Source organism: Actinocorallia aurea (genome assembly GCF_054783995.1).
Window position 1 is genome coordinate 184,517 of record NZ_BAAGPQ010000014.1, and the last position, 26,460, is coordinate 210,976.

The 26,460-nt window shown below is 70.7% G+C and carries 23 protein-coding genes; 12 read left to right on the forward strand and 11 right to left on the reverse strand.

Annotated features, from left to right (window positions below; translation table 11 throughout):
- Positions 1–151: 151 nt before the first annotated feature.
- Positions 152–1,339 (forward strand): cytochrome P450, encoded by a 1,188-nt coding sequence (locus ACYVOM_RS18675; protein ID WP_460304684.1) that lies wholly within the window; start codon positions 152–154, stop codon positions 1,337–1,339.
- Positions 1,340–1,342: 3 nt separating this feature from the next.
- On the opposite strand, the gene ACYVOM_RS18680 is transcribed toward ACYVOM_RS18675, so the two are convergent.
- The 8 genes from ACYVOM_RS18680 to ACYVOM_RS18715 all read right to left on the reverse strand — a co-directional run bounded on the left by ACYVOM_RS18680 (position 1,343) and on the right by ACYVOM_RS18715 (position 11,202).
- On the reverse strand, positions 1,343–2,554 hold the full coding sequence (locus ACYVOM_RS18680; RefSeq protein ID WP_460304685.1) for a cytochrome P450: 1,212 nt from the start codon (positions 2,552–2,554) through the stop codon (positions 1,343–1,345).
- Complete coding sequence (locus tag ACYVOM_RS18685) at positions 2,551–3,150, reverse strand: GTP-binding protein (protein WP_460304686.1); 600 nt, start codon at positions 3,148–3,150, stop codon at positions 2,551–2,553. Before ACYVOM_RS18685 ends, ACYVOM_RS18680 begins: the two co-directional genes overlap by 4 nt.
- Positions 3,131–3,487 carry a DUF742 domain-containing protein gene (locus ACYVOM_RS18690; RefSeq protein ID WP_460304687.1) on the reverse strand — a complete coding sequence of 119 codons (357 nt, stop codon included), beginning with the start codon at positions 3,485–3,487 and terminating at the stop codon, positions 3,131–3,133. Before ACYVOM_RS18690 ends, ACYVOM_RS18685 begins: the two co-directional genes overlap by 20 nt.
- Positions 3,484–3,909: a roadblock/LC7 domain-containing protein gene (locus ACYVOM_RS18695; protein WP_460304688.1), complete on the reverse strand. Its 426-nt coding sequence runs from the start codon at positions 3,907–3,909 to the stop codon at positions 3,484–3,486. Before ACYVOM_RS18695 ends, ACYVOM_RS18690 begins: the two co-directional genes overlap by 4 nt.
- Before the next feature lie 17 nt (positions 3,910–3,926).
- Positions 3,927–5,528 (reverse strand): sensor histidine kinase, encoded by a 1,602-nt coding sequence (locus tag ACYVOM_RS18700; protein WP_460304689.1) that lies wholly within the window; start codon positions 5,526–5,528, stop codon positions 3,927–3,929.
- 580 nt (positions 5,529–6,108) lie between these two features.
- On the reverse strand, positions 6,109–9,261 hold the full coding sequence (locus tag ACYVOM_RS18705) for an efflux RND transporter permease subunit (RefSeq protein WP_460304690.1): 3,153 nt from the start codon (positions 9,259–9,261) through the stop codon (positions 6,109–6,111).
- Positions 9,262–9,382: 121 nt separating this feature from the next.
- A complete protein-coding gene (locus ACYVOM_RS18710; RefSeq protein WP_460304691.1) occupies positions 9,383–10,045 on the reverse strand; it encodes a response regulator in 663 nt (220 codons plus the stop codon).
- On the reverse strand, positions 10,042–11,202 hold the full coding sequence (locus ACYVOM_RS18715) for a sensor histidine kinase (protein WP_460304692.1): 1,161 nt from the start codon (positions 11,200–11,202) through the stop codon (positions 10,042–10,044). Before ACYVOM_RS18715 ends, ACYVOM_RS18710 begins: the two co-directional genes overlap by 4 nt.
- Before the next feature lie 206 nt (positions 11,203–11,408).
- Here ACYVOM_RS18715 and bdeA point away from each other — a divergent pair, with 206 nt between their 5' ends.
- Entirely contained in the window at positions 11,409–12,287 is an 879-nt protein-coding gene (gene bdeA, locus ACYVOM_RS18720; protein WP_460304693.1) for a bis(hydroxyethyl) terephthalate hydrolase, read from the forward strand.
- 134 nt (positions 12,288–12,421) lie between these two features.
- Here the strand turns inward: bdeA and ACYVOM_RS18725 are convergent, their stop codons facing one another.
- Together ACYVOM_RS18725 and ACYVOM_RS18730 are read right to left on the reverse strand one after the other, a co-directional pair.
- The gene (locus ACYVOM_RS18725) at positions 12,422–12,592 is read right to left on the reverse strand and encodes a hypothetical protein (RefSeq protein WP_460304694.1); all 171 of its coding nucleotides are present in this window, start codon (positions 12,590–12,592) and stop codon (positions 12,422–12,424) included.
- Positions 12,589–14,070 carry a glycosyltransferase family 2 protein gene (locus ACYVOM_RS18730; RefSeq protein ID WP_460304695.1) on the reverse strand — a complete coding sequence of 494 codons (1,482 nt, stop codon included), beginning with the start codon at positions 14,068–14,070 and terminating at the stop codon, positions 12,589–12,591. Before ACYVOM_RS18730 ends, ACYVOM_RS18725 begins: the two co-directional genes overlap by 4 nt.
- A gap of 178 nt (positions 14,071–14,248) precedes the next feature.
- On the opposite strand from ACYVOM_RS18730, the gene ACYVOM_RS18735 reads away from it, so the two are divergent.
- The 7 genes from ACYVOM_RS18735 (at position 14,249) to ACYVOM_RS18765 (ending at position 20,658) form a co-directional block, all read left to right on the forward strand.
- Positions 14,249–15,154 (forward strand): glycoside hydrolase family 16 protein, encoded by a 906-nt coding sequence (locus ACYVOM_RS18735; protein WP_460304696.1) that lies wholly within the window; start codon positions 14,249–14,251, stop codon positions 15,152–15,154.
- 520 nt (positions 15,155–15,674) lie between these two features.
- Positions 15,675–16,217 carry a restriction endonuclease gene (locus tag ACYVOM_RS18740; protein ID WP_460304697.1) on the forward strand — a complete coding sequence of 181 codons (543 nt, stop codon included), beginning with the start codon at positions 15,675–15,677 and terminating at the stop codon, positions 16,215–16,217.
- A gap of 48 nt (positions 16,218–16,265) precedes the next feature.
- Positions 16,266–16,556, forward strand: coding sequence for an MTH1187 family thiamine-binding protein (locus tag ACYVOM_RS18745; RefSeq protein ID WP_460304698.1), 291 nt, complete (start codon positions 16,266–16,268; stop codon positions 16,554–16,556).
- A gap of 157 nt (positions 16,557–16,713) precedes the next feature.
- Complete coding sequence (locus ACYVOM_RS18750) at positions 16,714–17,391, forward strand: Crp/Fnr family transcriptional regulator (protein ID WP_460304699.1); 678 nt, start codon at positions 16,714–16,716, stop codon at positions 17,389–17,391.
- A 32-nt stretch (positions 17,392–17,423) separates the two neighbouring features.
- Complete coding sequence (locus ACYVOM_RS18755; RefSeq protein ID WP_460304700.1) at positions 17,424–18,197, forward strand: hypothetical protein; 774 nt, start codon at positions 17,424–17,426, stop codon at positions 18,195–18,197.
- A gap of 2 nt (positions 18,198–18,199) precedes the next feature.
- Positions 18,200–20,332 carry a hypothetical protein gene (locus tag ACYVOM_RS18760; protein ID WP_460304701.1) on the forward strand — a complete coding sequence of 711 codons (2,133 nt, stop codon included), beginning with the start codon at positions 18,200–18,202 and terminating at the stop codon, positions 20,330–20,332.
- 86 nt (positions 20,333–20,418) lie between these two features.
- Positions 20,419–20,658 carry an EF-hand domain-containing protein gene (locus ACYVOM_RS18765; protein WP_460304702.1) on the forward strand — a complete coding sequence of 80 codons (240 nt, stop codon included), beginning with the start codon at positions 20,419–20,421 and terminating at the stop codon, positions 20,656–20,658.
- 7 nt (positions 20,659–20,665) lie between these two features.
- Here the strand turns inward: ACYVOM_RS18765 and ACYVOM_RS18770 are convergent, their stop codons facing one another.
- Positions 20,666–22,495, reverse strand: coding sequence for an ABC transporter ATP-binding protein (locus ACYVOM_RS18770; protein ID WP_460304703.1), 1,830 nt, complete (start codon positions 22,493–22,495; stop codon positions 20,666–20,668).
- 230 nt (positions 22,496–22,725) lie between these two features.
- Here ACYVOM_RS18770 and ACYVOM_RS18775 point away from each other — a divergent pair, with 230 nt between their 5' ends.
- From ACYVOM_RS18775 to ACYVOM_RS18785, 3 genes are all read left to right on the forward strand, one after another.
- Entirely contained in the window at positions 22,726–24,519 is a 1,794-nt protein-coding gene (locus tag ACYVOM_RS18775; protein ID WP_460304704.1) for a tannase/feruloyl esterase family alpha/beta hydrolase, read from the forward strand.
- A gap of 290 nt (positions 24,520–24,809) precedes the next feature.
- A complete protein-coding gene (locus tag ACYVOM_RS18780) occupies positions 24,810–25,925 on the forward strand; it encodes an acyltransferase family protein (RefSeq protein ID WP_460304705.1) in 1,116 nt (371 codons plus the stop codon).
- Between the two features lie 139 nt (positions 25,926–26,064).
- Complete coding sequence (locus ACYVOM_RS18785) at positions 26,065–26,454, forward strand: hypothetical protein (RefSeq protein ID WP_460304706.1); 390 nt, start codon at positions 26,065–26,067, stop codon at positions 26,452–26,454.
- The last annotated feature ends 6 nt before the right edge of the window (positions 26,455–26,460 follow it).

Consider the following 26,460-nt stretch of genomic DNA (forward strand, 5'->3'; position numbering starts at 1 on the left):
GCTCAATGAGCCGTCACCCGATAGGGAAATCGCACTTCGGGTGACGGCTCGTCACGCAAGCAGATCTGGATCTTGTGCCGCTCGCTCCCTAGGGTGAATACCGGAAACTTCCCCGACGAGAGGCCTGATCGTGACCGGGACAATTCCCGATATGCTGTCGCCGGAATTCGCTGCGGACCCGTACAGCGCGTACGCCGTCTTCCGTGAGCAGGCGCCCCTCTTCTACCACGAGGCCATGCAGTCCTACGTGGTCTCGCGATACGCGGATGTCGAGCGGGTCTTCAAGGACTCGGTCTTCACTACCGCGAACTACGACTGGCAGTTGGAGCCGGTCCACGGAAAGACCATTGTGCAGCTGAGCGGGCGTGAGCACTCCGTCCGCCGTGCGCTCGTCGCCCCCGCATTTAGGGGAAGCGAACTCGAAGAGAAGTTCCTGCCGATCATCGAGCGGAACTCCGCTGACCTCATCGCCGGATTCCGTTCGGCCGGATCGGCGGATCTGGTCGCCGAATTCGCGACCCGGTTCCCGGTCGGCGTCATCGTCGACATGCTCGGCCTCGACAAGGCCGACCAGCCCAAGTTCCAGAAGTGGTACACCTCGATCATCGCCTTCCTGGGCAACCTGAGCGGCGACGAGAAGGTGACCGAGAGCGGCCTCCAGACCAAAACCGAGTTCGCCGAGTACATGCTCCCGGTCGTGAACGCCCGCCGCTCGGCGATCGGCGACGACCTGCTGTCCACGCTCGTCACCGCCGAGATCGACGGCGAGACGATGAGCGACGAGGACGTCAAGTCCTTCTGCTCGCTGCTGCTCGCCGCGGGCGGGGAGACCACCGACAAGGCGGTCGCCAGCATGTTCGCGCTGCTGCTCCAGCACCCCGAGCAGCTCGCCGCCGTGCGGGAGGACCGCACCCTCATCTCCGCCGCGTTCGCCGAGACCCTGCGGCTGCACCCCCCGGTGCACATGATCATGCGCCAGCCCGCCGAGGACGTCGAGATCGCCGGAGGCGTCATCCCCGCCGGCAAGACCGTCACCGCGCTGATCGGCGCCGCCAACCGCGACCCCGGGCGCTACAAGAACCCGGACTCCTTCGACATCTTCCGGGACGACCTCAAGACCTCCAGCGCCTTCTCCGCCGCCGCCGACCACCTGGCGTTCGCGCTCGGCCGGCACTTCTGCGTCGGCGCGCTCCTGGCCAAGACCGAGGTCGAGGTCGCCACCAACCAGCTCCTCGACGCCCTCCCCGACCTGAGGCTCGCCGAAGGCTTCGTCCCGGTCGAGAAGGGCGTCTTCACGCGCGGTCCGGCGTCGCTCCGCGTGGAGTTCACCCCCGCCTGACGCTCAGAAGTCCATCCGCGCGGTGGGCGTGAAGGAGACGGGCAAGGTGAACAGGCCGCGCATCCACAGCGACGGCCGCCACTGCAGCTCCTTCGCGTCCACCGCGAGCGCCACATCGGGCAGCCGGTCGAGCAGCACCTCGATCGCCGTCTTCGCGATCACCTCGCCCAGCTCGGGACCCGGGTAGGGGCAGCCGTGCTCCCCGTGCCCGAACGACATGTGCGCCCGGTTAGTCCCGGAATGCTGGTAGGACGGGGTCACCTGCGGGTCCCGGTTCGCCGCCGCGTAGCCCATGACGAGCAGGTCGCCCCGCTTGATCCGGCGCCCGCCGAGTTCGCAGTCGTGCACCGCGAAACGCCCGATGAAGTTCTGCGTCGGGGTGTCCTTCCACAGCACCTCGTTCAGCGCGTGCGAGACGCTGGACCGCCCGCCCTGCAGCGACACCGAGAACTCGTCGTCGATGAGCATCAGCCGCAGCGCGTTGCCGATCCAGTTGCCGACCGGCGCCTGTGCGGCGGCCATCACCACGAGCAGATCGATGATGATCTCGTCGTCGGACAGCTCGGCACGGTGCGTGATCAGCCGCGACGGCACGTCCGGCCCGGGAACGGCGCGCTTCTCCGCCACCAGGCGCGTCATCCGCTCCTGGATGCGGCCGTGCGCCAGCGCCGCCTTCTCGTCGACGTCCAGGGACTCCGCCACGTCCTGGACGAGGATCGGGATGTCCCGGTCGGGCAGCCCGAACAGCTTCGCCAGCACCTGCAGCGTGATCTGCGAGGAGAACTGGGCGATGAGGTCGGCCGAGCCGTCGCCGGAGAACTCGTCGATGAGCACGTCGGCGGCCCGCTCGCAGATCGCGGCGACCTCGGTGCGGTCGAAGATGTCCAGCGCGTCGCCGATCGCGCCCGCCCGCCGCTGGTGCTCGGTCCCCTCGGCGAACATCACCGACGGAGTCCAGCCCACGTAGGGCATGAGCGGCCACTCCGCGGAGACGTTCTCCCACTGGTTCCAGCGGCGCGAGTCCCGCGCGAACAGCTGCGGGTTGCTCGTGATGTGGTGCGCCTCCCGGTACCCGATGACGAACCAGGCGGGCACGTCGTCGTCCAGCAGGATCGGCGCGACGGGCCCGTGGGTGCGCCGGATCTCCTCGTACAGATCGGTCGGGTCGGCCGCGATGTGCGTGCCGTACAGACGGATCGGCTCTTCCGCGGTCAAAGCTTGGCCTCCCGGAGACGGGTCAGATGGCGGACCAGCGAGATGAGGACGTACTTGCACGACTCGCGCATGCGCGCGTCGCAGTCCAGCATGGGCACGTCCGGCGGCAGCGACAGCGCGTCCCGCACCTGCTCCAGGCTCGGCTCGTCCGGCTCGAAGCGGTTGACGGCGACCACGAACGGCATGCCGTGGTGTTCGAGCCTGTCGATGGCGTACCAGGAGTCCTTCAGCCGCCGGGTGTCGACCAGGACGACCGCGCCGAGGCTGCCCGAGAACAGCTGGTCCCACAGGAACCAGAACCTGTCCTGCCCGGGCGCCCCGAACAGGTAGAGGACCTGCTCGGCGTTGAGGCTGATGCGGCCGAAGTCGAACGCGACGGTCGTGGTGCGCTTCGAGGCGACCTTGCCGACGTCGTCGATGCCCACCCCCGCCTGCGTCATGATCTCCTCGGTGCTGAGCGGGCTGATCTCGCTCACCGCGCTGACCATCGACGTCTTGCCGACCCCGAAGCCGCCGACGATCACGATCTTCAATCCGTCCGTGGCGGTGCTGCGCAGGGGGGTGCGCACGGCGGGGTCAGAGACTTTGGAGTCCAAGGAGCACCTGCTTCAGCGTTTCCATGTCGGGGAGTTCGGAGCGGCGCTGCGCGGCGGTACCGCGCACCGACAGGCGTCCGGTGTCGATGAGATCGACGAGGAGGAGCTTGACGACGCTGATCGGCAACCGAAGCTCCGCCGACAGCTCGACGATGGCGACGGGAGACTCGGCCAGCGTCAGGATCTGCGCGTGTTCGGACTGCATGCCGGGGGTCGGCGCGGACTCGGTGAACACGAGCGTGACGATGTCCAGACCGGTGTCGGCGGCGTCGGTACGGCCGCCGGTGACGGTGTAGAACCGGTCCGGATCCTCGGTGTCGAGGTTCGGCGGGGTCACGGCGCCGGATCAGGTCGGCGGGGCGCTGCGGTGAGGAACCCGCCGATCTGCTCGACGAGTTCGCTCATGTTGTGGCCGATGACGCCGACGTCGGAGTCCTCGGCCGCGACGACGGCGAGGTGCGCGCCCTCACCGGCGGGCACGATCAGCAGGACGCCGCCGGGGAACTCGACCATGGCCTGGCCGGGTCCGAGGCGGTGTCCGAACTCCGCCGAGGCGCTGAGCGAGAGGCTCTGGATGCCGGCGGAGATGGCGGCGAGCTGGTCGGCCTGATCCACGCCGAGGCCTGTGGTGTAGCACATCTTCAGACCGTCCTTGGACAGCACGAGGATGTGCCGGATGCCGGGGGTCTTCTGGCGCAGGGCTTCCAGCAGCCATTCGAGGGTCTGCTCCGTGGCGCTGGTGGAGTCGAGGGTGCTCATATCGGGGAAGCCGGTTCCTATCGTTCGTCCTGGGGGTTCTGCGACGTGTCCTTCCCGGCCTGCCGGAAGGCGGCGAACCGGTTGCCCACCTCGCGGATGTCCGCCGGGGTCACGGGTTCGGCCGGGAGATCGAGGTGGCCTGCGGCGGCCAAGGCGGCGCCTCGGGGGCGCTTGGGCAGATCTGCCCAGTTCCCGCCGGACGGCGTCGCCGCGGTGTCCGCCACGGCGGCGGCCGGTTCGGCGGCGGGGGCCGCGGGGACGGTCGCGGGCGCCCTGCCGGACAGGGCGGCGGGCTGCCCGTCGGGTCGCGGCTGGGTGACGAGCTGGCGCGGGATCATCATGACGACGCCGGTGCCGCCGCGCGAGGACGGCCGGAAGTTCACGTTCAGCCCGTACTTGGCGTTAAGGCGGCCGACGACGGCGAGGCCGAGGCGGGTGCCGGGCATCGTCCGCAGGTCGAGCGGACCGGAGACGAGGGACTCGGCGCGCTGCCGTTCGCGCTTGCGCATGCCGAGGCCGCTGTCCTCGATGGTGATGATGACGCCCGCGTCCTCCTCCTCCAGGTAGACGTGGACCTCGCTGCCGTGCGCGGAGAACGTCGTCGCGTTGTCCATCAGCTCGGCGAGCGCGTGCATGACGCCTTCGGCCGCGTAGCCGACGACGGCGGCCTTGCTGGTGTTGTGCAGCCGGATGCGCCGGTAGGCGTCGATGCGGCCCATAGCGCCGCGCAGGATGCTCTCCATGACGATCGGCTTGGTCCAGCGGCGGCCGGTGCGGCCGCCGCTGAGCAGCGCGATGCTGTCGGCCAGGCGGCCGAGCTGGGAGACGCGGTGGTCGATCTCCAGGAGGTCGGAGAAGACCTTGTCGTCGCCGTACCTGTGCTCCAGGGTGCGCAGTTCGGCGAGGAGGCTGGTGGTCTGCGCCTGCACCCGGGCCGCGGCGTTCGCGCAGGCGGCCATGGCCGCGCCGCCGCGCCGCTCGCCGCCGGTGACGGCTTCGGCCACCGCCTCCAGGAGGCGGTTCAGTTCGGCGTCGGCGGGGCGCTCCAGCACGGAGAACACGGTCTCGCGGGACGCGCGCTCGTCGCGGGCGAGGCGGACGATCTCGGGCAGCAGCTCGTCGGTGATCCGGGCCGTCTCGGTCGCGTGCCGGGAGGCCCCGGCGGCTTCGGCGGAGGTGCGCTGCTCGGCCGCCTGCAGTTCGGCGGCGACGGTGTGCACCAGCCGCTGAAGGGTGAGGTTGGAGGGCCGCCGGATCTCGCCCAGCATCACCTCCAGCGGGGCGCCTTCGCGGGCGCGCCGCACGAGCGTCGGCAGGGACTCCTCACCGATCCGGTACAGCTCGGCCTCGACCGCGCTCAGCTCACTCCCGGTGTGCGCGACCCTGGCGGCGTCCCAGCGGCCGCGGGCCGCGAAGTAGACGGTGAGCGCGCAGGACAGACACAGGGCGAGGGCGACGCCTCCACCGGCCCAGGCGGTGACCTCGCGGACGTCGGCGGGGACCGCGGTGACGGCCCATACCCAGCCGGCCCCGGCTGCCAGGACGCAGCAAAGCCAGGCGAGCAGGGCCCGTTCGACCGGCGGACGGGGTGCTTTGACGGGCGGGGAAGCCGTAGACATGGACGAGGTCCTCATCATGTGACGGACACGATTCATACGCAGGTGGCAGCATGCCGTATTCGGCGGCCCGAAGTGACATTTTCTGCTATCTCCGCGGGTCCGGTGGGGTCTAACGCGACTGTTGACAGCTGTCCCCGGAGTGTAAATTGTCCCGGTCCACCGGCCGAAAGGCCAGGTGGCACGCCTCTCAGAGCGGGAGTTGCGGGCCGCGTTAGTGTCGCATGTCATATTCGGCGGTTCGCTCTACCAGGTCCTTATGTGGTGAAAAGTCCCTTAGGTCTGTTTTGTCCTGTACCGCGTTGGGGCCGCGAGCGTCGGGATCATGTTCGGCCAGGTGTGGCGGGGGGCCGTCTCGCAGGGGGGTGCGAGGGTCCTCTTTTCCCGGTTTCGGCTTTTTCGGACAACGACCGAAAGCGGGAGGGAAGCGAAGATCGCTTACCTGACGGGTAAGGGAGCTCGCCGGACGGCGTGACGGGTAAGGGAGCTCGCCGGACGGCGTCAGGAAGCCCCGCCTCCCTAGCGAAACGGGCGCGGCCCCCGTCCCGGGAGGGGACGGGGGCCGCGCGACGGGCGGGACGGGCTAGCCGACCGGGGTGAGCTCGGAGGAGGTGCCCTCGTCCGAGGCGGCCGGAGGCTCGACCGCGGCGCCCTTCTTCTTGGCGTGCTTGGCCTCGCGCCGGCCCTCGACCATCGTGTAGAGGGTCGGGATCAGCACCAGGGTGAGCAGCGTCGAGCTGATCAGACCGCCGATGACCACGATCGCCAGCGGCTTGGAGATGAAGCCCGCGTGCCCGGTGACGCCGAGCGCCATCGGGATCAGCGCGAAGATCGTCGCCAGGGCCGTCATGAGGATCGGGCGCAGGCGGCGCCGGCCGCCCTCGATGACCGCCTCGTGCAGCGGCATGCCCTGCTCGCGGTAGGTGTTGATGAGGTCCACCAGCACGATCGCGTTGGTCACGACGATGCCGATCAGCATCAGCATGCCGATCATCGCGGCGACGTCCAGCGGGGTGCCGGTGATCAGCAGCAGCAGGATCGCGCCGGTCGCGGCGAACGGAACCGAGACCAGCAGGATCAGGGTCTGGCGGATGCTGCCGAACACGGCGACCAGGATCAGGAAGACGATCAGGATCGCCGCCAGCATGGCCAGGCCCAGCTGGCCGAACGCGTCGCCCTGGTCGGCGGTGACGCCGCCGAGGGTGTAGGTCGCGCCCTCGGGCGGGTCGGTCTCGTCGAGCACCTTCTGCACCGCGCTGCTCGCCTTGGTGAGGTCGTCGCCCACCGGAGCGGCCGAGACGGTGATGGTGCGCTCGCCGTCGAGGCGGGTGCGCTCGGCGGAGCCGGCCACCTCCTTCACGTCGGCGATGTCGCCGAGCTTCACCAGGCCCGTCGCCGTCGGGACGCGCAGGTTCTCGACCTCCGCGACCGAGGTGGGCTTGGTCGTGCTGCTCTTGATGACGACGTCGGTCTCGGCGCCCTCGACGTTGACCGTGGAGACCGTCGAGCCCTGGATCGTCTGGCCGACGATCTGGGCGATCGCGACCTCGGACAGGCCGGCCTTGGCCGCCCGGACGTCGTTCGCGCGGATGCTGATCTGCGGCGCGCTCTCGGCCAGGTCGGTGGTGACCTTGTCCAGCTCGGGCAGCTTCTCCAGCGCGGTCTGGATCTTCTCCGCGCCGGCCTTCAGCGTGGCGTCGTCGGGGGCGTTGACCAGGATGTCGACGGTGTTGCTCGCGCCGATGCCGTCGTCGGCGCCGACGCTCAGCTCACCGGCGCCCTGCAGCGCCTGGAGCCGCTCGTCCAGCGCGTCCTCGACCGTGTCGGCGTCGGCGTCCTCGGCGAGGGCGGCGGTGAAGCCCGCGGTGTTGCCCGCGCCGCCGCCGAACATGCCGGCGCTGCCCTCGCCGACGGTGACCTGGTAGGACTCGATGCCCTCGGTCTCCTTGATCACCGTCTCGACCTTCTGGGCCGCGGTGTTCGTGGTCGCGAGGTCGGTGCCGACGGGGAGGGTCTGGGTGACCCGCAGCGAGGCGACGTCGCCTCCGCCGATGAAGCTGGACTTCAGCAGCCCGCTCATGAGCATGGTGCCGATGAAGATGACCGCGGCGATGATCAGGACGAGCAGGCGCTTGCTGGTGGCCCACTCGATGACCGGGACGTAGTAGCGCTGGAGCAGGCCCTGGCGCTCTTCCTCCTCGACCTTGGCGCGGAACGCCTCGACGTCACCGCCGGTCTCGGGGATCTTGAGGAACCAGTAGGCCAGCACCGGGATGATCGTCAGGGAGACGAACAGGGAGGCGATCATCGCGACGGCCACGGTGATGGAGAAGGGCCGGAACAGCTCGCCGATGATGCCGCCGACCACGGCGATGGGCAGGAACACCGCGACGGTCGTGGCGGTGGAGGAGGTGACCGCTCCCGCGACCTCCTTGACCGCCGAGATGATGGCGGTGTGCTTCTCCTCGCCGTAGCCGAGGTGGCGCTTGATGTTCTCCAGGACGACGATCGAGTCGTCCACGACCCGTCCGACGGCCATGGTGAGCGCGCCGAGGGTGAGCATGTTGAGCGAGTAGTCGAAGAGCTTCAGCGCGATCAGCGCGACCACCAGCGACAGCGGGATCGAGATCGCGGTGACCAGGGTGGAGCGGCCGGAGCGCAGGAAGACCACGATCACGAGCACGGCCATGATCAGGCCGAGCAGGCCCTCCTCGACCAGGCTGCGGACCGCGGAGGCGACCGGCGGCCCGCCGTCGGAGATGACCGTGAGCTCGGCCCCCGGGCCCAGCGCCTTCTTCAGATCGGCGAGCTTGTCCTGGACGCCGTTCGACACCGTGGTGGCGCTGCCGTCGTGGTCGAGGGTGATCGCGACGCCGAGGCTGTCCTTGCCGTTGGTGCGCGTCAGCGAGGTGGCGTCGCTGTCGGCCAGGGAGACGTCGGCGATCGCCGACAGGCGGACCGGGCCCGCGGCCGCGGCGGCGCCGGCGCCCGGGGCGGCGGTCGGGGTGATCCAGAGGTCCTGGACGTCCTTCACCGAGGTGATCGGACCGCCGATCTGCACGCTCAGGTTCTTGCCGTCGGCGGCGATCGAGCCGCTCGGCACGGTCTTGCCCGCGGCGGACAGGGCGCCGCTGATCGCGCCGGCGTCAAGGCCGCGCGCGGCCATCTTCGCGGCGTCCGGGACGATCTGCACGATCTTCTCGCGCACACCGGTGACGGTGACGTCGTTCACCCCGTCGATCGAGCGGAGTTCGGGGACCACCGAGCGCTCGAGGCGGTCGGCCAGGTCCTGCATGCTGGAGCCGCCGGAGGCCGCCAGGGTGACGGTCGGGAAGTCGCTGATGGAGCCGGTCTGCACCTGCGGGTCGACCGAGTCGGGGATCTGGCTCAGCCGGTTGACCGCCTGCTGGATCTCGCTGACGCGGGCGTCGGTGTCCGTGCCGAACTCGTACATCATGAAGATCGTGGCGACGGACTGGCGCGACGTCGACGACATCGTGTCCAGGCCCTCGGTGCTCTTCACCGCGTTCTCGATGGGCTTGACGATCTGCTCCTCGATCACCTCGGGGGAGGCGCCCGGGTAGACGGCGGAGACCGCCACCACGGGGAGGCTCAGGTTGGGCAGGAGCTGCTGCTTGAGTGACGGGATCGCGTATGCGCCCACCGCGAGCACCGCGAGCGTGATCAGCATGACCAGCTTGCGTTGCCTGAGGCTGAATCTGGACAACCAGGACACGGGGGAATGCTCGTTTCACGGGAGTTCGGACAGGACGCTATTAACTTTGTCGCCGCAGGGGTGGCTGCCGGATCGGAGCACGGCGGGTATCTCGACTACCGCGACCGCGGTATGCGGAGAGTCACCTCTCGCCCGGACGGACGAGTCCGGTCTCGTAGGCGATGACCACGAGCTGGGCCCGATCGCTGACACCGAGCTTCGACATGGTCCTGTTGATGTGCGTCTTTACCGTATGCGGACTCAGGTGGAGTCTCGCCGAGATGTCGTCGTTCGACAGGCCCCACGCGACGAGCGACAGCACCTCGCGCTCACGCGGAGTGAGCTCCGCGAGCCGCTCCTGCCCGTATTCGAGGGGCTGCGTGGGGCTCGCGCGAAAACGCGCTATGAGCGCCTTGGTGGCCGCGGGTGAGAGCAGTGACTCACCGGCGGCGACGGTCCGGATGCCGCTGAGGAGGTCCACCGGCTCGACGCCCTTGCCGAGGAACCCGCTCGCGCCCGCGCGCAGGGCCTCGAAGACGTATTCGTCGAGCTCGAAGGTGGTGAGGATGAGGACCTTGCAGTCCGGCATGGCCTCCTTGAGCTTGCGGGTCGCCTCCAGGCCGTCCATGCCGGGCATCCGGATGTCCATGATCACCAGATCGGCGCGCGTCTCGAGCGCGAGGGTGACGGCCTCGCCGCCCTCGGAGGCCTCGCCGACCACCTCCATGCCCGTCTCGCGGCTGAGCAGGTACCGCAGGGTGCCGCGCAGGAGCGCCTGGTCGTCGGCCAGCACCACCTTGATCATCGCGCCCCCAGGGGAAGCTCGGCGTCCACCATGAACCCTCCGCCGACGGCCGGGCCGATCGTGATCCTTCCGCCCACCGCCGCGATGCGCTCCCGCATGCCCAGCAGGCCCCTGCCGACCCCGTCACCGGAGGGGGCGGCCTCGGGGCCGTCGTCCCGCACGGTGATCCGCAAGGCGTCCGGCGCGTACTGGACGCGGACCTTCGCCTCGGTGGAGCCCGAGTGCTTGCGGACGTTGGTGAGCGCCTCCTGGATGATCCGGTAGCCCGACACGTTCACCGCCGACGGTAGCTGCCGCGGATCGCCTTCGGTCGAGATATCCACAGCCAATCCTGCCCGTCTGAACGATTTGACCAGTTCGTCGAGGCGATCGAGTCCCGGGACGGGGGCCCGTGACGCGTCCGCCTCGTCCTCACCGCTCCCGAGAAGCCCGACTATCGCGCGCAGCTCCGTGAGCGCCTCGCGCGAGTCGTCCTTGATGTGGGCGAGGACCTCCGCCGCGTGGCCCGAGGCCTCGTTCAGGTGCAGCGTCACCGCGGCCTGGGCGTTGATCAGCGTGAGCTGGTGGGCGACCACGTCGTGCAGCTCGCGGGCGATCCGCATGCGCTCCTCGGCGACGCGGCGGGCGGCCACCTCGTCGCGGGTGCGCTCGGCCCGCGACGCGCGCTCGACCAGCTCCGCCACGTAGGCCCGCCGGTTGCGGACCGCGTCGCCGAGCGCCGCCGCGAGGCCCGCGCCGGTGAAGACGCCGAGGGCCTGCGGTTCCCAGTCCCACCGGCCCGCGACGCCGATCAGCAGGACGAGCCAGGCGGCCGTCGCCGCGCCCGCCAGCCAGCCGCGCAGCCTGTCGGTGCGCAACGCCACCCCGTAGATCGCGACCTGGGCGGGCAGGGTCACCAGTTCGCCGCCGGGGAGCAGCTGGTGCAGCGACGTGATCGCGGTCACCGCGGCGAGGACCCCGATCGGCCACCGGTGACGGAAGATCAGGGGCGGGACGGCCAGGGCCGCGAAGACGAGGTTCACCGGCAGGAGCGCGCGCGTCCGGCCGTTCGGATCCATCCGCAGCGTCATCAGCGAGAGCCCGAAGACGGCGAGGCACAGCGCGGCGCTGACCAGCGCGGGATGCCCGCTCCACCACTGCCTCCACCCGGATCTCACCCGACCACGGTAAGCGAGCTTTGTCGTACTTTCGGACGCTCCGCCGCGCCAAGATCGGGCCGAATCCGATTTCGGAGCGCTCCAATCCGGCGTTCGGGACGGCAGGTCGTTTCGCCGATGCCCGCGCGCCCCCGGCGGCCCAGACTGCGAACGAGCGACCGCGGCGGCACCACCCCCACGCCGCGGCCCACGAGAGGAGCCCCCCTGTGTTCGCGAAGCGCCTGAAAGTCCTGCGCCTGCTGCCCGCCGCCGCGGCCGTCGCGGCAGTGGCCGCCCTGGCCTCCGCCCCCGCGCAGGCCGCGGCCAACCCCTACGAGAGGGGTCCCGCGCCGACGAACTCCAGCATCGAGGCCCTGCGCGGCTCCTACGCGGTGTCGCAGACGTCCGTGTCCAGCCTGGGCGTCACGGGCTTCGGTGGAGGCACGATCTACTACCCGACCTCCACCTCCGACGGCACCTTCGGCGCCGTGGTGGTCGCCCCCGGCTTCACCGCCTACCAGTCCAGCATGGCCTGGCTCGGCCCGCGCCTCGCCTCCCAGGGCTTCGTGATCTTCACGATCGACACCAACACCACTCTGGACCAGCCCGACAGCCGCGGCGACCAGATGCTCGCCGCGCTGGACTACCTCACCCAGCGCAGTTCCGTCCGCACCCGCATCGACGCCTCCCGCCTCGCCGTCATGGGCCACTCGATGGGCGGAGGCGGCGTTCTGGAGGCCATCAAGGACCGGCCGTCCCTGAAGGCCGGCATCCCGCTGACCCCGTGGAACCTGACCAAGAACTGGAGCGGGAACCGCGTCCCGACGTTCATCGTCGGCGCCGAGAGCGACACCGTCGCCCCGGTCGCGAGCCACTCCGAGCCCTTCTACACCAGCCTCCCGTCGACCCCGGACAAGGCCTACCTGGAGCTGAACGGCGCCTCGCACTTCGCGCCGAACAGTTCCAACACCACCATCGCCAAGTACTCGATCTCCTGGCTGAAGCGCTTCGTGGACGACGACACCCGCTTCGAGCAGTTCCTGTGCCCGGGCCCGTCCCGGAGCCTCGACGTCGAAGAGTTCCGCAGCACCTGCCCCAACGGCTGACCCCGCCCGGCACGCCGACGGCCCCGTCCGGATTCCGGACGGGGCCGCGCTGGTCTCTGCTGCCCGTACCCGCTATGCCCGTGGGTTCCCTGCTGCCGCCGGGGTGTGCCCGATCCCGGTGAGCGTGCGGTGGTTCAGGCCGAGCGCTTGGGGAGGATGCGCTTCACGGCGAGGCAGGCCGACACCAGGGTGAAGGTCGCGAGGCCGATCCAGACGGCCTGGAGGCCGATGAAGGGGGCGGAGGCGGCACCGCCGGCGGCACCGGCCATGAGGCTGCCGAGGGGGGCGTTGTTGTACATCGTCACCACTTTCTCTCTTTGCTGAGGGCTGCTTCCCAGAACGCTTTCGCCTGGGCTATCTGAAGGAAGACATCGAAGATCATTTCGATCCAGATGGTGGCGGCGATCGCCATCTGCACGCCGCCCCGCTGCCGCACCGACACGATCCGCTCGACCATGAAGATCACGGTCACGCCGAGCCAGAGCGGGGAGAGGTTGAACCCGCCGAAGGCCAGCGAGTAGGCCAGCGTGAGCAGGTAGGTGAGGATCACGATGATGCCGAGGAGGGAGAGCGCCTGCCGGCCCCAGTAGGGGCGGGTGACGGGCGTCCAGCCGTAGTCGACCAGGTTCTCCAGCGCGCCGCGCTTCCAGCGCAGGCGCTGGCGGAACAGGTCGCCCCAGGTGAACATCACCTCGGTCGTCAGGGTGCACTCCGGTGGGCACAGGATCCGGAAGTCCCGGTGCAGGATCGCCAGGGTGAGCTCGTTGTCCTCGGTGAGGACGCGGACGTCGTAGACCGTCGGGAGGCCGGGGAGGTCTCCTGCGCGGCGCGCCTCCACCACCTCGTGCAGGACGCCGGCCCTGAACAGGGTGGCCGTGCCGGTGAGGACGAGGGCCTGCCCGTCGAGGCGCCTCACGTCGCGGGCGTAGCGCGCGTACTCGTTGCGCTGGAACATCCCGACGAGCCCGCCGCCCGGCTTGCCGGTGAACGTGCCGCCGACGGCCGCGTAGTCGCCCGAAGCCAAGTATTCGACGCCGTAGTGGATGAATCCGGCGTCCAAGGAGGAGTCCGCATCCATTACCATGATCACGTCGTGGTCGTCGCAGACGTCGAGGAGGCGGTCGAGGACCTGGTTCAGCGCCCCGGCCTTCTTGTGCTTGTTCCCGGCGGTCTCGACGATCTCCGCGCCGAGCAGGTGCGCGAGGGCGGCGGTCTTGTCGGTGCAGTTGTCGGCGATCACCACGATGTGGTCCGGCGGTCGCAGCTGGTCGCGCAGTGACGCGATCGTCTCGGTGATCTGCTTGACCTCGTTGTGCGCGGGGATCAGCACCGTCACCCTCAGTGCCGACGGGTCCATGCTCGGAAGGTCGCGTTTGCCGTCGCCCGCGTACTTGCGGTTCTTCTTGCGGGCCTTGATCGCGGGCGCGTCCGCCGAGGGTCTGGCCGGGCGGGTCGACATCCCGCGGCCGGGGACGGGCCGGGCCACGGGCACGTCGACGGGCGGCCTCGGGGGCGGCGCGGGGCGCCGCGGCGGGGCGACCGGACGGTGCGGCGGTCCGGGAGGGCGCGGTGGTGCGGCCGGGTGAGGCGGCGCGACTTGCGGTGACGAGGTGCGCAGCGCCGGTGGTGTGTGGGCGCGCGCCGGCACCGCCCGGACCGGGATGAATCCGTCGGATCGGGTCTTCAGCGGGTCGTCGTCGAAACGGCGCTCGATGCCCGGCACCCAGGTCTCGACGGGATGGGGGGAGGGGGCACCCCACCGTGGCGGCTCGTCCGCGGCCATCTCCGGCTCACTCTCCACATCGCGCCACAACGGCACCCTTAGCCTCTGTATGGAATTATCGTACAGATGCGCACCAACCCAGGTTTGTTCGGATAACTATCCGTTCACGGTCGCGTGGCCGCGGGTGAATGGCGATGAACGAGGCAGTGAAGATCACGGTGCGACCACGGGGGCACTCTTGAAGAAGCGTCTGCGCGGCGTGGGGATGGTCGTTCTCGTGGCGGTCTGCTTCGCGATCGCCGTGATCGTCAATCTCGGACCGCCCCAGTGGCTCAGGAACGTCTGGGAGGATCCGGCGCCCGCGGCGGAGCCCACCAAGGTCCCGCTGCTCGGCCCCGGCGACCTCACGGCCGCCGACGCCCCCGAGGGGATGACCCTCGCCTGGCGCGAGGAGTTCACGGGGAAGCGCGGAGCCAAGCCCGACCCGTCGCGGTGGAACATCGAGACGCGGACGCCCGGCACCGGCGAACTGGAACGCAACACCCCCAAGAACGTCGCGCTCGACGGCAAGGGCCGGCTGGTGATCACCGCGAGATCGGGCGCCAAGGGCTACACCTCCGCCCGCATCACGACCGAGGGCAAGTACGCGCCGACCTACGGGCGCTTCGTCGCGCGCATCAAGTCGCCCGACGGGCAGGGCCTGTGGCCCGCCTTCTGGCTGCTCGGCGCCGACCACGTCAAGAACCCGTGGCCGGAGTCGGGGGAGATCGACATCATGGAGCGACGCGGCGACCAGACGGACCGGTACTACGCGACGGTCCAGGGCCCCGGCTACTCCGGGGTCGGCATCAGCAGGCAGTACGCCCCGGGCCGCGACGTCGCCTTCTCGAACCGCTTCCACGTCTTCGCGCTCGACTGGACCCCCGACTCCCTCACGTTCATGATCGACGGAAAGGTCGTCCAGACGGTGAAGAAGGCCGAGGTCCCGGGCAAGTGGGTCTTCGACCACCCCTTCTTCCTCGTCCTGAACCTCGCCGTCGGCGGGCCTTTCCCCGGGGAACCCACCGCAGACACCCCATTCCCCGCCAAAATGGTCGTTGACTACGTTCGCGTCTTCAGTTTCAACAAAACCCCCAAGTCCTGATCTCGACGGAGGCGCGGCGGGGCGGCCGAAGTCGCCAACGGCCGCTGTCGGGCGCACCGGCCGGTCGACCCGGTCGGGGCCGGCCTCACCGTCGGTGTGGAACGTGTTCTGCCGAGGGTGCTCGGACGCGCGGTGAGCACGCGTCAGCCGCTGTTCCGGTGCGGTTCCCCGTGCTCAGCCGACGAATGCATGGTGCAGAGGCCGACCGACCGATGAGGGCGGACCAGCACCTCAGGGTTCTCGCCGTCGCGGCGTGAACCCGTTCTGCCTTCCGTGGCTGTCCCGGAGGTAAGACGACCCTCGCCTGAGGGGAAGTTTTTTCCGGGAAGCGCGGGTGTTTCGGCAGATTGCTGTACTTGCGGGTGCTTCACTCTGACTCGGTGTGAATTGGAGTTGTCCGAGCGTGAGGAGGGGCCATGCCCGGTGTTGGCGCGTGAGCGGTGCCGGGCGACGGCGTGCCGGGGGGCGCACGCGCCTCCGGCTGGGGCAGCCGACGGGGGCCCGCGGGTGGGCGGTCGCGGTGGGGGGCGTCGCGCTGTGCGGGTCCGTGCTGGCCGGCCTGGTCATCGGCCTCGCCGAGGTCCTCGTGCGGCACCCGTCGGGGATCGTCGTGGTCGTGCTGCTCGCGGTGAGCGCCGTCCTGTACTGCGCCGAGCGGCTCACCGCGGCGTGGACGGAGCAGGAGGCCGGGTTCGACGGCCTCGACCACGCGGCCTTCACCCTCGCCGTACGGGACCTCATGCGCCGCGACGGGTTCTCGGCGGAGGCCGCGCCGCACGGGCTGTTCGCGCAGACGCCTGCAGGGCAGCGCCTGCATGTGCGGGTCGAGGGCGCCCACTCCGACGAGGGCGTGGGGGCGCGCGCGGTCTTGGCGGCGCGTGACGCGGCGGCCCCCGGACGCCGGAGCGCCCTCGTCATCACCAACGGCTTCTACACCCGGGAGGCGCACGCTCAGGCCGGCGCCCTCCGCGTGCACCTTGTGGACCGCACCCTTCTCCGGCGCTGGTCCGAGGAAGGCAAGCCGCTCACCGACCTCCTCTCCTTGCCCCGCGGCCGCGGCTAGCCTGGGAGGCCGGTCACCAGGCGCCGCGCGCCGAAAGAGGAGGGCACCGTGCTCGTAGCTTTCTCGATCACCCCGCTCGGCGTGGGCGAAGGCGTCGGAGACCTCGTCGCCGAGGCGGTCCGCGTCGTCCGGGAGAGCGGTCTGCCGAACCGCACGGACGCCATGTTCACCACGATCGAGGGCGAGTGGGACGAGGTCATGGCAGTGATCCGCCAGGCCGTCGCAGCCGTGGAACGCACCGCCCCGAGGGTCAGCCTCGTCCTCAAGGCCGACATTCGCCCCGGAACCACCGACGCGATGACGGCCAAGGTCGCCCGTATAGAGTCCCTCCTTTCCTGATCCGGGCGACGCGAGGTCGGCCAGAACTGTCGGCTAATGCAAAAAATACGCGTCACTCGCCTTTTGCGTATTTCGCAAGGAATGTCGTGAAACACCCGCCGTGGTGATCGAAAAGATGTTGTCATGATGGTCTGTTCCAGACCGGAAGGACACGGGCTTGGACGTCACGGCGAAGCTGCGGCACGACCTTGAGAGCGAGGGCGTCGAAGTCCGTTTCTCCCCCGGACGGCCCGTGCTGCACCAGGGCGATCCGCCGACGCACATCGCGTTGCTCCTGACCGGCGCGGTGAAGATCGTCCTCCATCTCCCGGACGGCGAACGGCTGCTCCTGGCGACCCGCGGCCCCGGCGAGGTGCTCGGGATCATGGGCGTGGTGGGGCGGGCCCCCCGCTCGGCCACGGTCGTCGCCGTCACCCCCTGCCTGACGCGCGTGCTGCCCGCGGACCGCTTCCTCTCACTCGTCCGCGCCGCCGGGGCGGAGCCCGCGCTGCTGCGGCGCACCATGCTGCGCGTCCAGGAAGGGGAGCAGTGGCGCGCCGAGACGGCGACGCTGCCGGCGCGGCCGCGCGTCGCACGGGCGCTGCTACGGCTGTCGGTCGCCGGCGCCGGCCGGCCCGAGATCCCGCTGAGCCAGTCCGAGATCGGCGCGGCGGTCGGGATGTCGCGCGGCGCCGTCGCCGCGGAGCTCGCCCGGATGCGGGAGGCGGGCCTCATCGAGACCGAGGTGCGGCGCGTGGTGGTCACCGATCCCGAAGGACTGCGCGCCGTGGCCGCATCGGGCCACCGCGGTGTCATCCGGATGACAGCCCCGCCCGGCCGCGCCGAGCACCGTTGACGCGTCGAATCCTCCTCCCGAAAGGCCATGGCATGCAGAAGTACAGCGCGCTCCTCACCGTCGACGCCGAGAGGTTCAGCGCCCACCGGGACGCCGACCTGCCCGGCCTCCACATGGAGATCCGCCGCGCGCTCGCGGCGGCGTGCGCGGTGAGCGGCCTCGGCCAGGCCTGGGACGCCGTCCGGTTCCTGCAGAGCACCGGGGACGGCCTGCTGGCGGTCCTGCCCGCCGAGGCGCTCCCCGCGCTCGTGCACCCGTTCCCGAAGGCGGTGCAGGAGGCGCTCGCCGCAGCGGCGCCGGAGCTGCGCGCTCAGGGGCTGCGCCTGCGCCTGCGCGTCGCGCTGCACGCCGGGCTCGTGGACGACGAGCGGGAGGACGCCCCCGGGATCTCCACCGCCACCATCGACGTGTGCCGCCTCGTGGACAGCGCGCCGCTGCGCGACGCGCTCAAGACCAGCGACCCGGACGTCACCTTCGCGGCGGTGCTCCTGTCCGAGGAGGTGTTCCGCCCCTACGTCGCGGGCGGCCACACCGGGCTGCAAGAGAGCCAGTTCACCGAGGTCCTGGTGTCGGTGAAGCAGTACAGCCGCAACGCCTACCTCTGGGTGCCCGAGCCGTCGCGCGGTCCCGGAGCGCCGTCGGGAGACGGGCCTTCGGGCCCCACCGGCGGCGAGCCCTCGGGACCCTCCGGCGGCGGTGGATCTCCGGCTCCGGCCGGGCCGGTGCTGAACGGCGTGACGGTCAGCGGGCCGGGCAGCCGGAGCCAGTTCGGCAACGTCGTGCACGGCGACCTGAGCATGGGGTGACCGTGACCGTCATCCAGGACGTCGACATCAGCGGCGACGACGCCGTCAATGCCTTCGGCAACACGGTCGGGCGGGACCTCGTCATCGAGCAGATCAGGATCACGCGGGCACGTCCCGGGCTGGTCCTGTCCGACGACGAGATCGCGGCAAGGGCCCGCACGTACGTGCGGGTCGCCCGCCACAGGTCGATCATCGACGCGCTCGCTGAGGAGAGGCTCGTCGCGCTGTCCGGTCCTGCGGGCTCGGGGCTGGAGACGACGGCGATCGCGTGCCTGCGTGAGCTGCTGCCCGCGTCCCGGATCAGGAGGTTCTCCACCGGCCAGGACGATCTGGAGGAGGTGGCCGCGCGTATGGCGGGCGGCTATCTCCTGCGCGCGCGGGACGAGGATCCGTCCCAGCTCCGCGCCCTGCGCGAAAGGGTCCGTGCGGCAGACGCGTTCGCGGTCGTCTTCGGGCCGCCCGCCGAGCACCGCGCCTTCGCGGAGTTCCTGGTCCCCCTCGAGGTCGAACCGCCGTCGTCCCTCGACGTCTACCGCAGCCATCTGCGCGATCTCGGCGTCCCGCGGCGGTGGCTGAACTGGAGGGAGGGCGAGGACCTGGTCCGGAACGGCTCGCCGCGCGACGCCGTCCGCCTGGCCCGGCTCGTCCATGTTGTCGGCGCGCAGGACGGCGGCGCGCAGGAGGTCGTGAACGCCTACCGGCACTGGAGGGAGGAACTGCACAAGTGGTTCGGGCGGCACCCCGACCCGCTGGAACGCGCGCTGCTCATCGCCGCGACGGCGGTCGCGCCCGCGGAGGACGGGAAGGTCTACGGCGCGGCGCTGCCCTTGACCCGGCGCCTTGAGGCGACGCCGCCGGGCGGGGGCCTGGCCTGGACCCCGACGGCCGCGCTCGACGAACTGCTGGACGCCGAGCGGCACGGCCGGCGGATCGTCTTCCCGCGGCACGGGTTCGCCGAGTCCGTCCTCGACCATGTCTGCGCCGAGTACCCGCTCGCGCAGACCGATCTCATCGGCTGGCTCGGCGACCTGCCGACCGACCCGGAGCTCGCGTGGGCGGCGCAGGAGAGGGAGCGGCTGGCCCGGACCTTCGCCGCGCTGGCCGTCCGCTGCGACGCCCCCGAGAAGATCACCTCGAAGGCCCGCGAGTGGACCGAGACGCGCCACGACGCCGATCTCGCGTTCGTCGTGCTCTCCGAGACCTGCCTCGACCCCGCCGTCGGCGGACGCATCCGAACCTGCCTCTACCACTGGTCGAGGGAGGGCCGCGCGCCGCAGACGCTGAAGCTGACGGTGGCCCGCGTGTGCCAGGTCATCGCGCAGGACTACCCCTCGGTGGCGCTCACGCGGCTGATGCACCTGGCCACCTCCGGCGACGCGCAGGTGCGCGAGGAGGTGGCCGCGGTGGCCGTCGACCTGGCGACGCGGGACGGGGCCGCGGTCTTCGCGACCATGCTGCGCTGGATGCGCACCGCGGGAGGGCGCAGCCACCTGGAGGCGGGGCGGCGCCTTGACGTCGCGGTGCGCGTGCTGCGCGTCCTGCTTCCCGGGTTCGGGGCGCAGGGGGTGCGCAAGGTGCTGGACGAGGTGGACCACCTGCTGTCAAGGGGGCGGAGCGATCTCCGGAAGCACCTGCTCACCTGCACGCGCGCGCTCGCCCAGGACCATCCGCAGACCGTCGCGTCCTTCGCCCTCTACCAGGCGGCGTCCGCCGACCACGACCGCCGCCTCTTCGGCGCGCGGCTGCTTCTGGCGCTCTTCGCCGATCCCGGCGTGCCGGGCCCCGCCGACGCCGTCGCGCGCGATCCGGTGCGGGCCGCCGCGGTCTGGGCGACGGTCCTGGACCGTCCCGCCGACTTCCGCGACGCGGTGGCTGCGTTCGGGCACTGGCTGGACGCGGCACGGATCCAGCCGGGCCTCCGTCCCGCGCTCGTCGCCGCGGTCGTCAAGGGAGCGCGGCCGAGCCCGGTGCGCCGCGAGGCCGCCGTCCTCCTGACCCGCGCCTGGGCCGCCGGGGATCCGGGCCGCCGCCCGGTCGCCGAGGAGGTCCTCATCCGGGTGCTGCTGCCGGAGTGGCGCCGGTGGCTTCTGCTCCTGTCGGTCAGGGTGCGCGGCGCGATGGCCGGGGGACGGTGAGTGGGGCCTTCGCGGTGGGGAAGGGGGACTCACGGACCGGGGGTGGCTACGATCGGGGCCCGGAAGAGTTGGGGAGGAAGGGAATCATGTCCGATCATTACGTGGAGATATTCGCCCGGTACGACACCGACGGGGATGGGCAGCTCACCGTCGAGGAGGTGACGGCGGCCATCGCCGGGATGTTCCCGGCGACGGAGGTCGCCGACCTGTCCGGGATCGTCGGGGCGCTGTTCGCCGAGTACGACGTCGACCACAACGGTCTGCTGTCGGTGGAGGAGTTCGTGCCGCTGGCCAAGAACCTCCCGGAGCTCGGCGCCGACGACTGACCGTCCCTCAGGACGACGCCGCGGGGACGTCGCCCTGCTCGGTGAGGAAGCCGCCGGACTGGTGGTGCCACAGCCGGGCGTAGGTTCCTCGGGCGTCGAGGAGCTCGTGGTGCGAGCCCTGCTCGACGACCTTGCCCCGGTCGAGGACGACGAGCCGGTCCATCGCCACGACGGTGCTCAGCCGGTGCGCGACGACGAGCGCCGTCCGGTCGCGCATGAGCCGCCACAGGGCTTCCTGGACGAGGGCCTCGCTCTCGGAGTCCAGGGCGCTCGTCGCCTCGTCCAGAAGCAGGATGGGCGAGTCGCGCAGCAGGGCGCGGGCGAGCGCCACCCGCTGCCGCTGGCCGCCCGACAGCTTCACGCCGCGCTCGCCCACCAGGGTGTTCCAGCCGGCGGGCAGCGGGTCGGTGAACTCGGTGACGTGCGCGGCCCGCGCGGCGCTCAGGACCTCGGCGTCGGTGGCGCCGGGCCGGGCGAAGGCGATGTTGTCCCGGACCGACCTGTGGAACATCACCGGTTCCTGCGGGACGTAGGCGATGAGGTCGCGCAGGTCGCGCTGCCGGATCCGGGCGATGTCCTGGCCGCCGATGAGGATCCGGCCGCCTTCGACGTCCATGAGCCGCAGCAGCAGCCGCGTCAGGGTGGTCTTGCCGCCGCCGGAGCGGCCGACGAGGCCGATCTTCGCGCCGCTGGCGATGTCGAGGTCGAGGCCTTCGAAGAGTGACCTGCCGCCGCCGTGGGTGAAGATGACCTTCTCGAAGCGGACGCCGGCGTCGGCGGAGCGCGGCGGCTCGGGGTCGGCGGGGTCGAGGACGGTCGGGGGGACCAGCAGCAGCTCGGTGAACTGGGCGGCCTCGGTGAGGGTGCTCTCCATGCGGCGGTACACCTGGTTGAACTCGAACATGATGCGGGTCGCGTTGGAGTAGTAGGCGAAGGTCACGACGATGGCCTCGGGCCCGAGCCCGCCGCGCAGCGCCACCGCGAGCAGCAGGCCGAGCGCGCTGGTGAGGACGGACATCGGGGCGACGGCCATGTCGACCCGTAGGTTGCCGTAGTCCCACGAGCGCAGGGAGAGCCGCTGCTGTTCGGCGAGCCTCCTGCGGTATTCGGCGGCCTCCCTCTCCTCTGCCGCGAAGGCCCGGACGGTCTCCATGTTCGTCAGGATGTCGGCGACATGTCCTGACACGCGCACCTTGGCGGCCTCGCGTTCGTCCACGAGCCGCTGCCGCCGCCGGATGAACGGCGCCGAGATGAGCCCGGTGAGGACGATCAGGCCGAGCAGCACCACCACGAGCAGCGGGTCGTATCGCCACAGCACCACCGAGGCGAACAGGACGGGGATCACCGCGGCCATGACCGAGAAGGTGATCGTGTCGGCGAACTCCTCGAACCCGTTGGAGAATCCGAGGACGCGCTTGGTCAGCGATCCGGCGAAGGAGTTCTGGAAGAACGCCGCGTCCTTGGCCAGCAGTTCGTCCATGGCCCGCGCGCCGAGCCGCTCGATGCCCCGCGCGTCGACCCGGTTGAGGAAGTGCAGTCCGGCCCGCCAGCAGGCCTCGCCGGCGAGCAGGACGCCGCCGAAGCCGAGCACGTACGGCAGCAGCGCGCCGACGGGCACGTCGCCGCCTTCGGCGAGCCGTCCCACGAGCGCGCCCACGAACAGCGGCGCCAGGTAGTACAGGCACACGTTGCCCGCGGCGGGCAGTGTCGTGGTCGGCAGCGCGATCCGCCACTGCCGCCGCAGCTCTCCGAGGTACCACCGGAGCGCCAGCAGCACCGCGGCCTTGCCCGCCCGTTCCCCGTCGCCCGCGATGTCCCCCGTCATGTCCCCCGCCATCCGCCCTCCCCAGAGCAGCCGAAGGCCTCCATGCTCTCCCGCCCGCGCCGCCCGGGTCGAACCATTTTCCGGCCACAACCCTGTGGCCAGCGGGTTCCGCCGCCTCCCGCCGAAGTGCGCGCACGGCACGAAACCTGATCTTCTCTATCTATAATGTCGGAATTATCCCCGGGTGGATTTTCGTCGACCGCGGAGGGGGCCGACGATCTTCAGCGGGGAAGCATCAGTTCATGCACGGGATCGCTGGAAGAGGAGCGCGGGTCAGGATCGTCCTGGCCGTGTTCGGCGTGCTGGTGCTCCTCGCGGCGTTCGTCTCGGTGCGGGGCGGGGAAGAGCCGGTCGAGACACCGCGTAAGACGGCGCAGCGACCTCCGAAGATGGGGCGGGGGCTCGCGGCGCTCCAGGCGCTGCCGCCGGTCATGGGGTGCTCGGAACTTGAGGCCCTGTCGCTGGACGGCGTCGCCGACTCCTACGCGTCGATCCGCTCGGCGAGGGTGACGGCCAGGGGAGCGGGCGCGCCGTACTGCGAGGTGAAGGCCGTCGTCGCACCCGACGACACCGTTGTGCTGCGCCTGCCCGTCGACGGCTGGACACGGCGTTACGTGCAGACGGGGTGCGGCGGCAGATGCGGCAGAGCGGTCATCAACTACGGAAAGGCCGCGAACTGCCCCGTGGTCAGAGCGGGCACCGCCGCGACGGCGACCACCGACATGGGCCACCAGGGCCGCGACGACGGGTCCTGGGCGGCGTACGACCCGCAGGCGCAGATCGACTTCGCCTACCGCGCCGTGCACGTCACGGCCCAGGTCGCCAAGGCGGTCATCGCCCGGTTCTACGGCAGCCCGCCCGCCTACTCCTACTTCGTCGGCTGCTCCGACGGCGGCCGCGAGGGCCTGATGGAGGCCCAGCGCTACCCGGACGACTTCGACGGGATCGTCGCGGGCGCCCCCGCCAACAACCTCGTCGTGCAGAACTTCTTCCACCACGGCTGGAGCGTGCTGGCCAACCGCGACGCCCACGGCGACCCCGTCCTTTTGGCCGGTCGGCTCCCGCTGCTCCACCGGGCCGTCCTCGCGGCCTGCGACAGGCTGGACGGGCTCGCCGACGGAGTCCTCGCCGACCCGCGCCGCTGCGACTTCGACCCGGGGACCCTGCGCTGCGCGCCCGGCCAGAGGCCCGCCCGCTGCCTCACCGCGGCGGAGGTCGGCGCGGTCCGGCGGCTGCACGACGGCGCGGTCGACGCGCAAGGGGAGCGGCTGGAGCCGCAGGTCGCCCACGAATGGGGATCGGAGCTGGGCTGGAACCTGTTCGTGCCCGAGCGGGCCGGCCAGAAGACCTACAGCGAGAAGGCGGTTCTCGCCTACGGCCGCTACCTGGGCCGCGTGAACGTGGTCGATCCGGGATGGAGGCTGACGGACCTCAAGTTCACCGCGAGTGCGTTCGCCGATCTGATCCGCTCCTCGGGTCACCTGGCCGCCATGGATCCCGATCTCGGCGCGTTCCAGCGCTCCGGAGGCAAGCTGCTGCTCTGGCACGGCTGGAACGACCAGTACATCGCGCCGAGGAACACGCTCGCCTACTACGAGGCCGTACGCACGGCCATGGGCACCGCCGCGGACTCCCTCGCCAGGCTCTACCTCTTCCCCGGAGTCGCGCACTGCGCCGGCGGCCAGGGCCCCGGCCGCTTCGACGTCCTGACGCCCCTGATGGCGTGGACGGAGACCGGCGCCGAGCCGGGGGAGATCCTCGCGTCCGGCGACGGGCACGTCACCCGCCCCGTCCACCCGTATCCGGCGGTCGCCCGCTACACGGGGGCGGGCGACCCCGACGACGCCGCGAACTTCGCGCAGGAGACGCCGGCCGACGCGGCGGCCGACCTCCGCTGGCTCGGTCAGCGGCTCTACTCGGGGGACTACCGGACCTGGTGCGAGGCTGCCGACGCCGCCCTGGTCTGCCGCCCCCGGGACACCTGGCTGGCGCGCGGGGAATTGCGCCGCCGCGACCGGGCGGACCGATTGCCATGACAGGATGTTGCCGCACTTTTCACTTTCGTGAATTCTGCGGCGGCGGTATGCGCGGATCGGGCGGGACACGCCGTACCCGAAGGGGCGGGCACTGCCTGCGGACGCAGGTTCTTCGTCTCCGATCCATGGAATCCGCACGCCAGGGCCCTGCCGCATGCGAAGGTTCAGCGAAGCCGCTTGCTTCACGGGGGCGGGCGGAGACCTTTCTTCGCTTATATCCTAAGCTCCCCTGGAGTCGGGGGGCAGCGGTTTTCGTCCGTTCTGGAAGCCATCGGCGAGCGGAGTGTGTCTTGAGTCGTCCGGCCGGTCGTGAGGCGTATTTCGACAACGCCAAATTCGTCATCGGCTGCCTGGTCGTCGTCGGTCACGCCTTCACCTGGGTCGACCTCGGCCGGTGGTTCACGGCGTTCGAGGCGATGGGCTCGTCGTTCCGGATGCCGGTGTTCGCGTTCCTCGTCGGATATTTCAGCCAGGGGTTCCTGCGCTCGACCGGCAGGGCGCGCAGGCTCATCGCGAAGATCGCGCTCGCCTACCTGGCCTTCGACCTGCTCTACAAGATCCTCGACGCGGTGCTCGGCCTGCGCCCGTTCGAGTTCTCGCCGCTGTCGCCCTACACCCATCTGTGGTTCCTCACCGCGATGTTCGTGTGGCGGGGAAGCGCTCCGCTCTGGTGGCAGATGCGACATCCGTTCCCGGTGGCGGTCTTCGTCTCCCTCGTGGCGGGTCTTTCGCAGATGGGGATCTTCACGAAGATCCTGTCGATGCTCCCGTTCTTCGTGCTCGGCCTGCTGGTCAAGCGCGAGCACTTCGAGATCCTGCGCCGCCCGGCGGTCCGGCTCGCCGCCGTCGGGGTGCTCGTCGCCGAGTTCGCCGTGATCCTCCTGGTCCTCCCGGAGTTCATGGACGGCAGGGAGTTCTTCCGCGGCCTGTGGAACCGCTCCTACGCCGACGCCGGGTTCGTCGCCCCGGTCGGCACCGGGCTGCGCTTCCTCGCCCTCTTCGGCACGATCGCGGTCGGCGCGGCGGTGCTGTCCCTGATCCCGGCGCGCTCCGGACCGGTCTCCCGGCTGGGCTCCCGCTCCCTCTACATGTACGTGCTGCACTACGCGGTCATCCGGATCGTCCTGGCGGGCGAGTGGTTCGACCTCGTCCCCGGGGGGCCCGCCGGAGCCCTGCTCACCCTCGCGCTCTGCGTGGTCCTGGGCGTGATCCTGTGCAGCCGTCCCACCCAGGTCGTGTTCAGGTCCGTCCTGGAACCGCCGACGGACTGGCTCTTCAAGCACCGTGCCCCGAAGCCGCGTCCGGCGTCCGCGGCGTACGCGCCGCCGCCTGTGCCGACGGACGCGCCGGTCGCCGCGGAACCGCCGCCCCTGCCCGTGCCCGCCGCCCGGGGTGTGCGGGCGTGAGGGACGAGATCCTTATTTTGGCTTTATGTCCGGAATGCTTGCCCTGTTGGTGATCTTCTCGATCTCCCGCCCCGCTCCGTTCACCTGAGTGATCCAGCGTTTCGGTGTTCGTCTCCTCTCCGAAGGGACTGCACCCGAGATGCAGCCTGCAAGAACCCGCAGATGGCTGCGCGCAGCCACGGCGGCCACCACGCTGATCGCCGTCAACCTGGCGGCGACGGCCTACGCGGCCCCCGTGAAACCGCGGCCCACCGAACCGTCCGAAACCGCCACCCCGCCCGTCCTCACCCCCGCGGACGGCTCGTACCTCGAAGGCACCCAGAAGTTCAGCGCGGTGCCCACCACGGCGCAGGAAAGCGTCACCGCGCTCACCATGGACGGCACGCCGATCGACGCCGCCAAGACGCTCGGCTCGTCGTACCTGCGCTTCGACGTCGGATCCAACTCCACCGAGGCCCAGTACCACAGCTATACGCCGAGGCCTACGAGGCCAAGGGGGAGGAGGAGCAGCTCAGGCAGCTCGCCCTGAACCGCG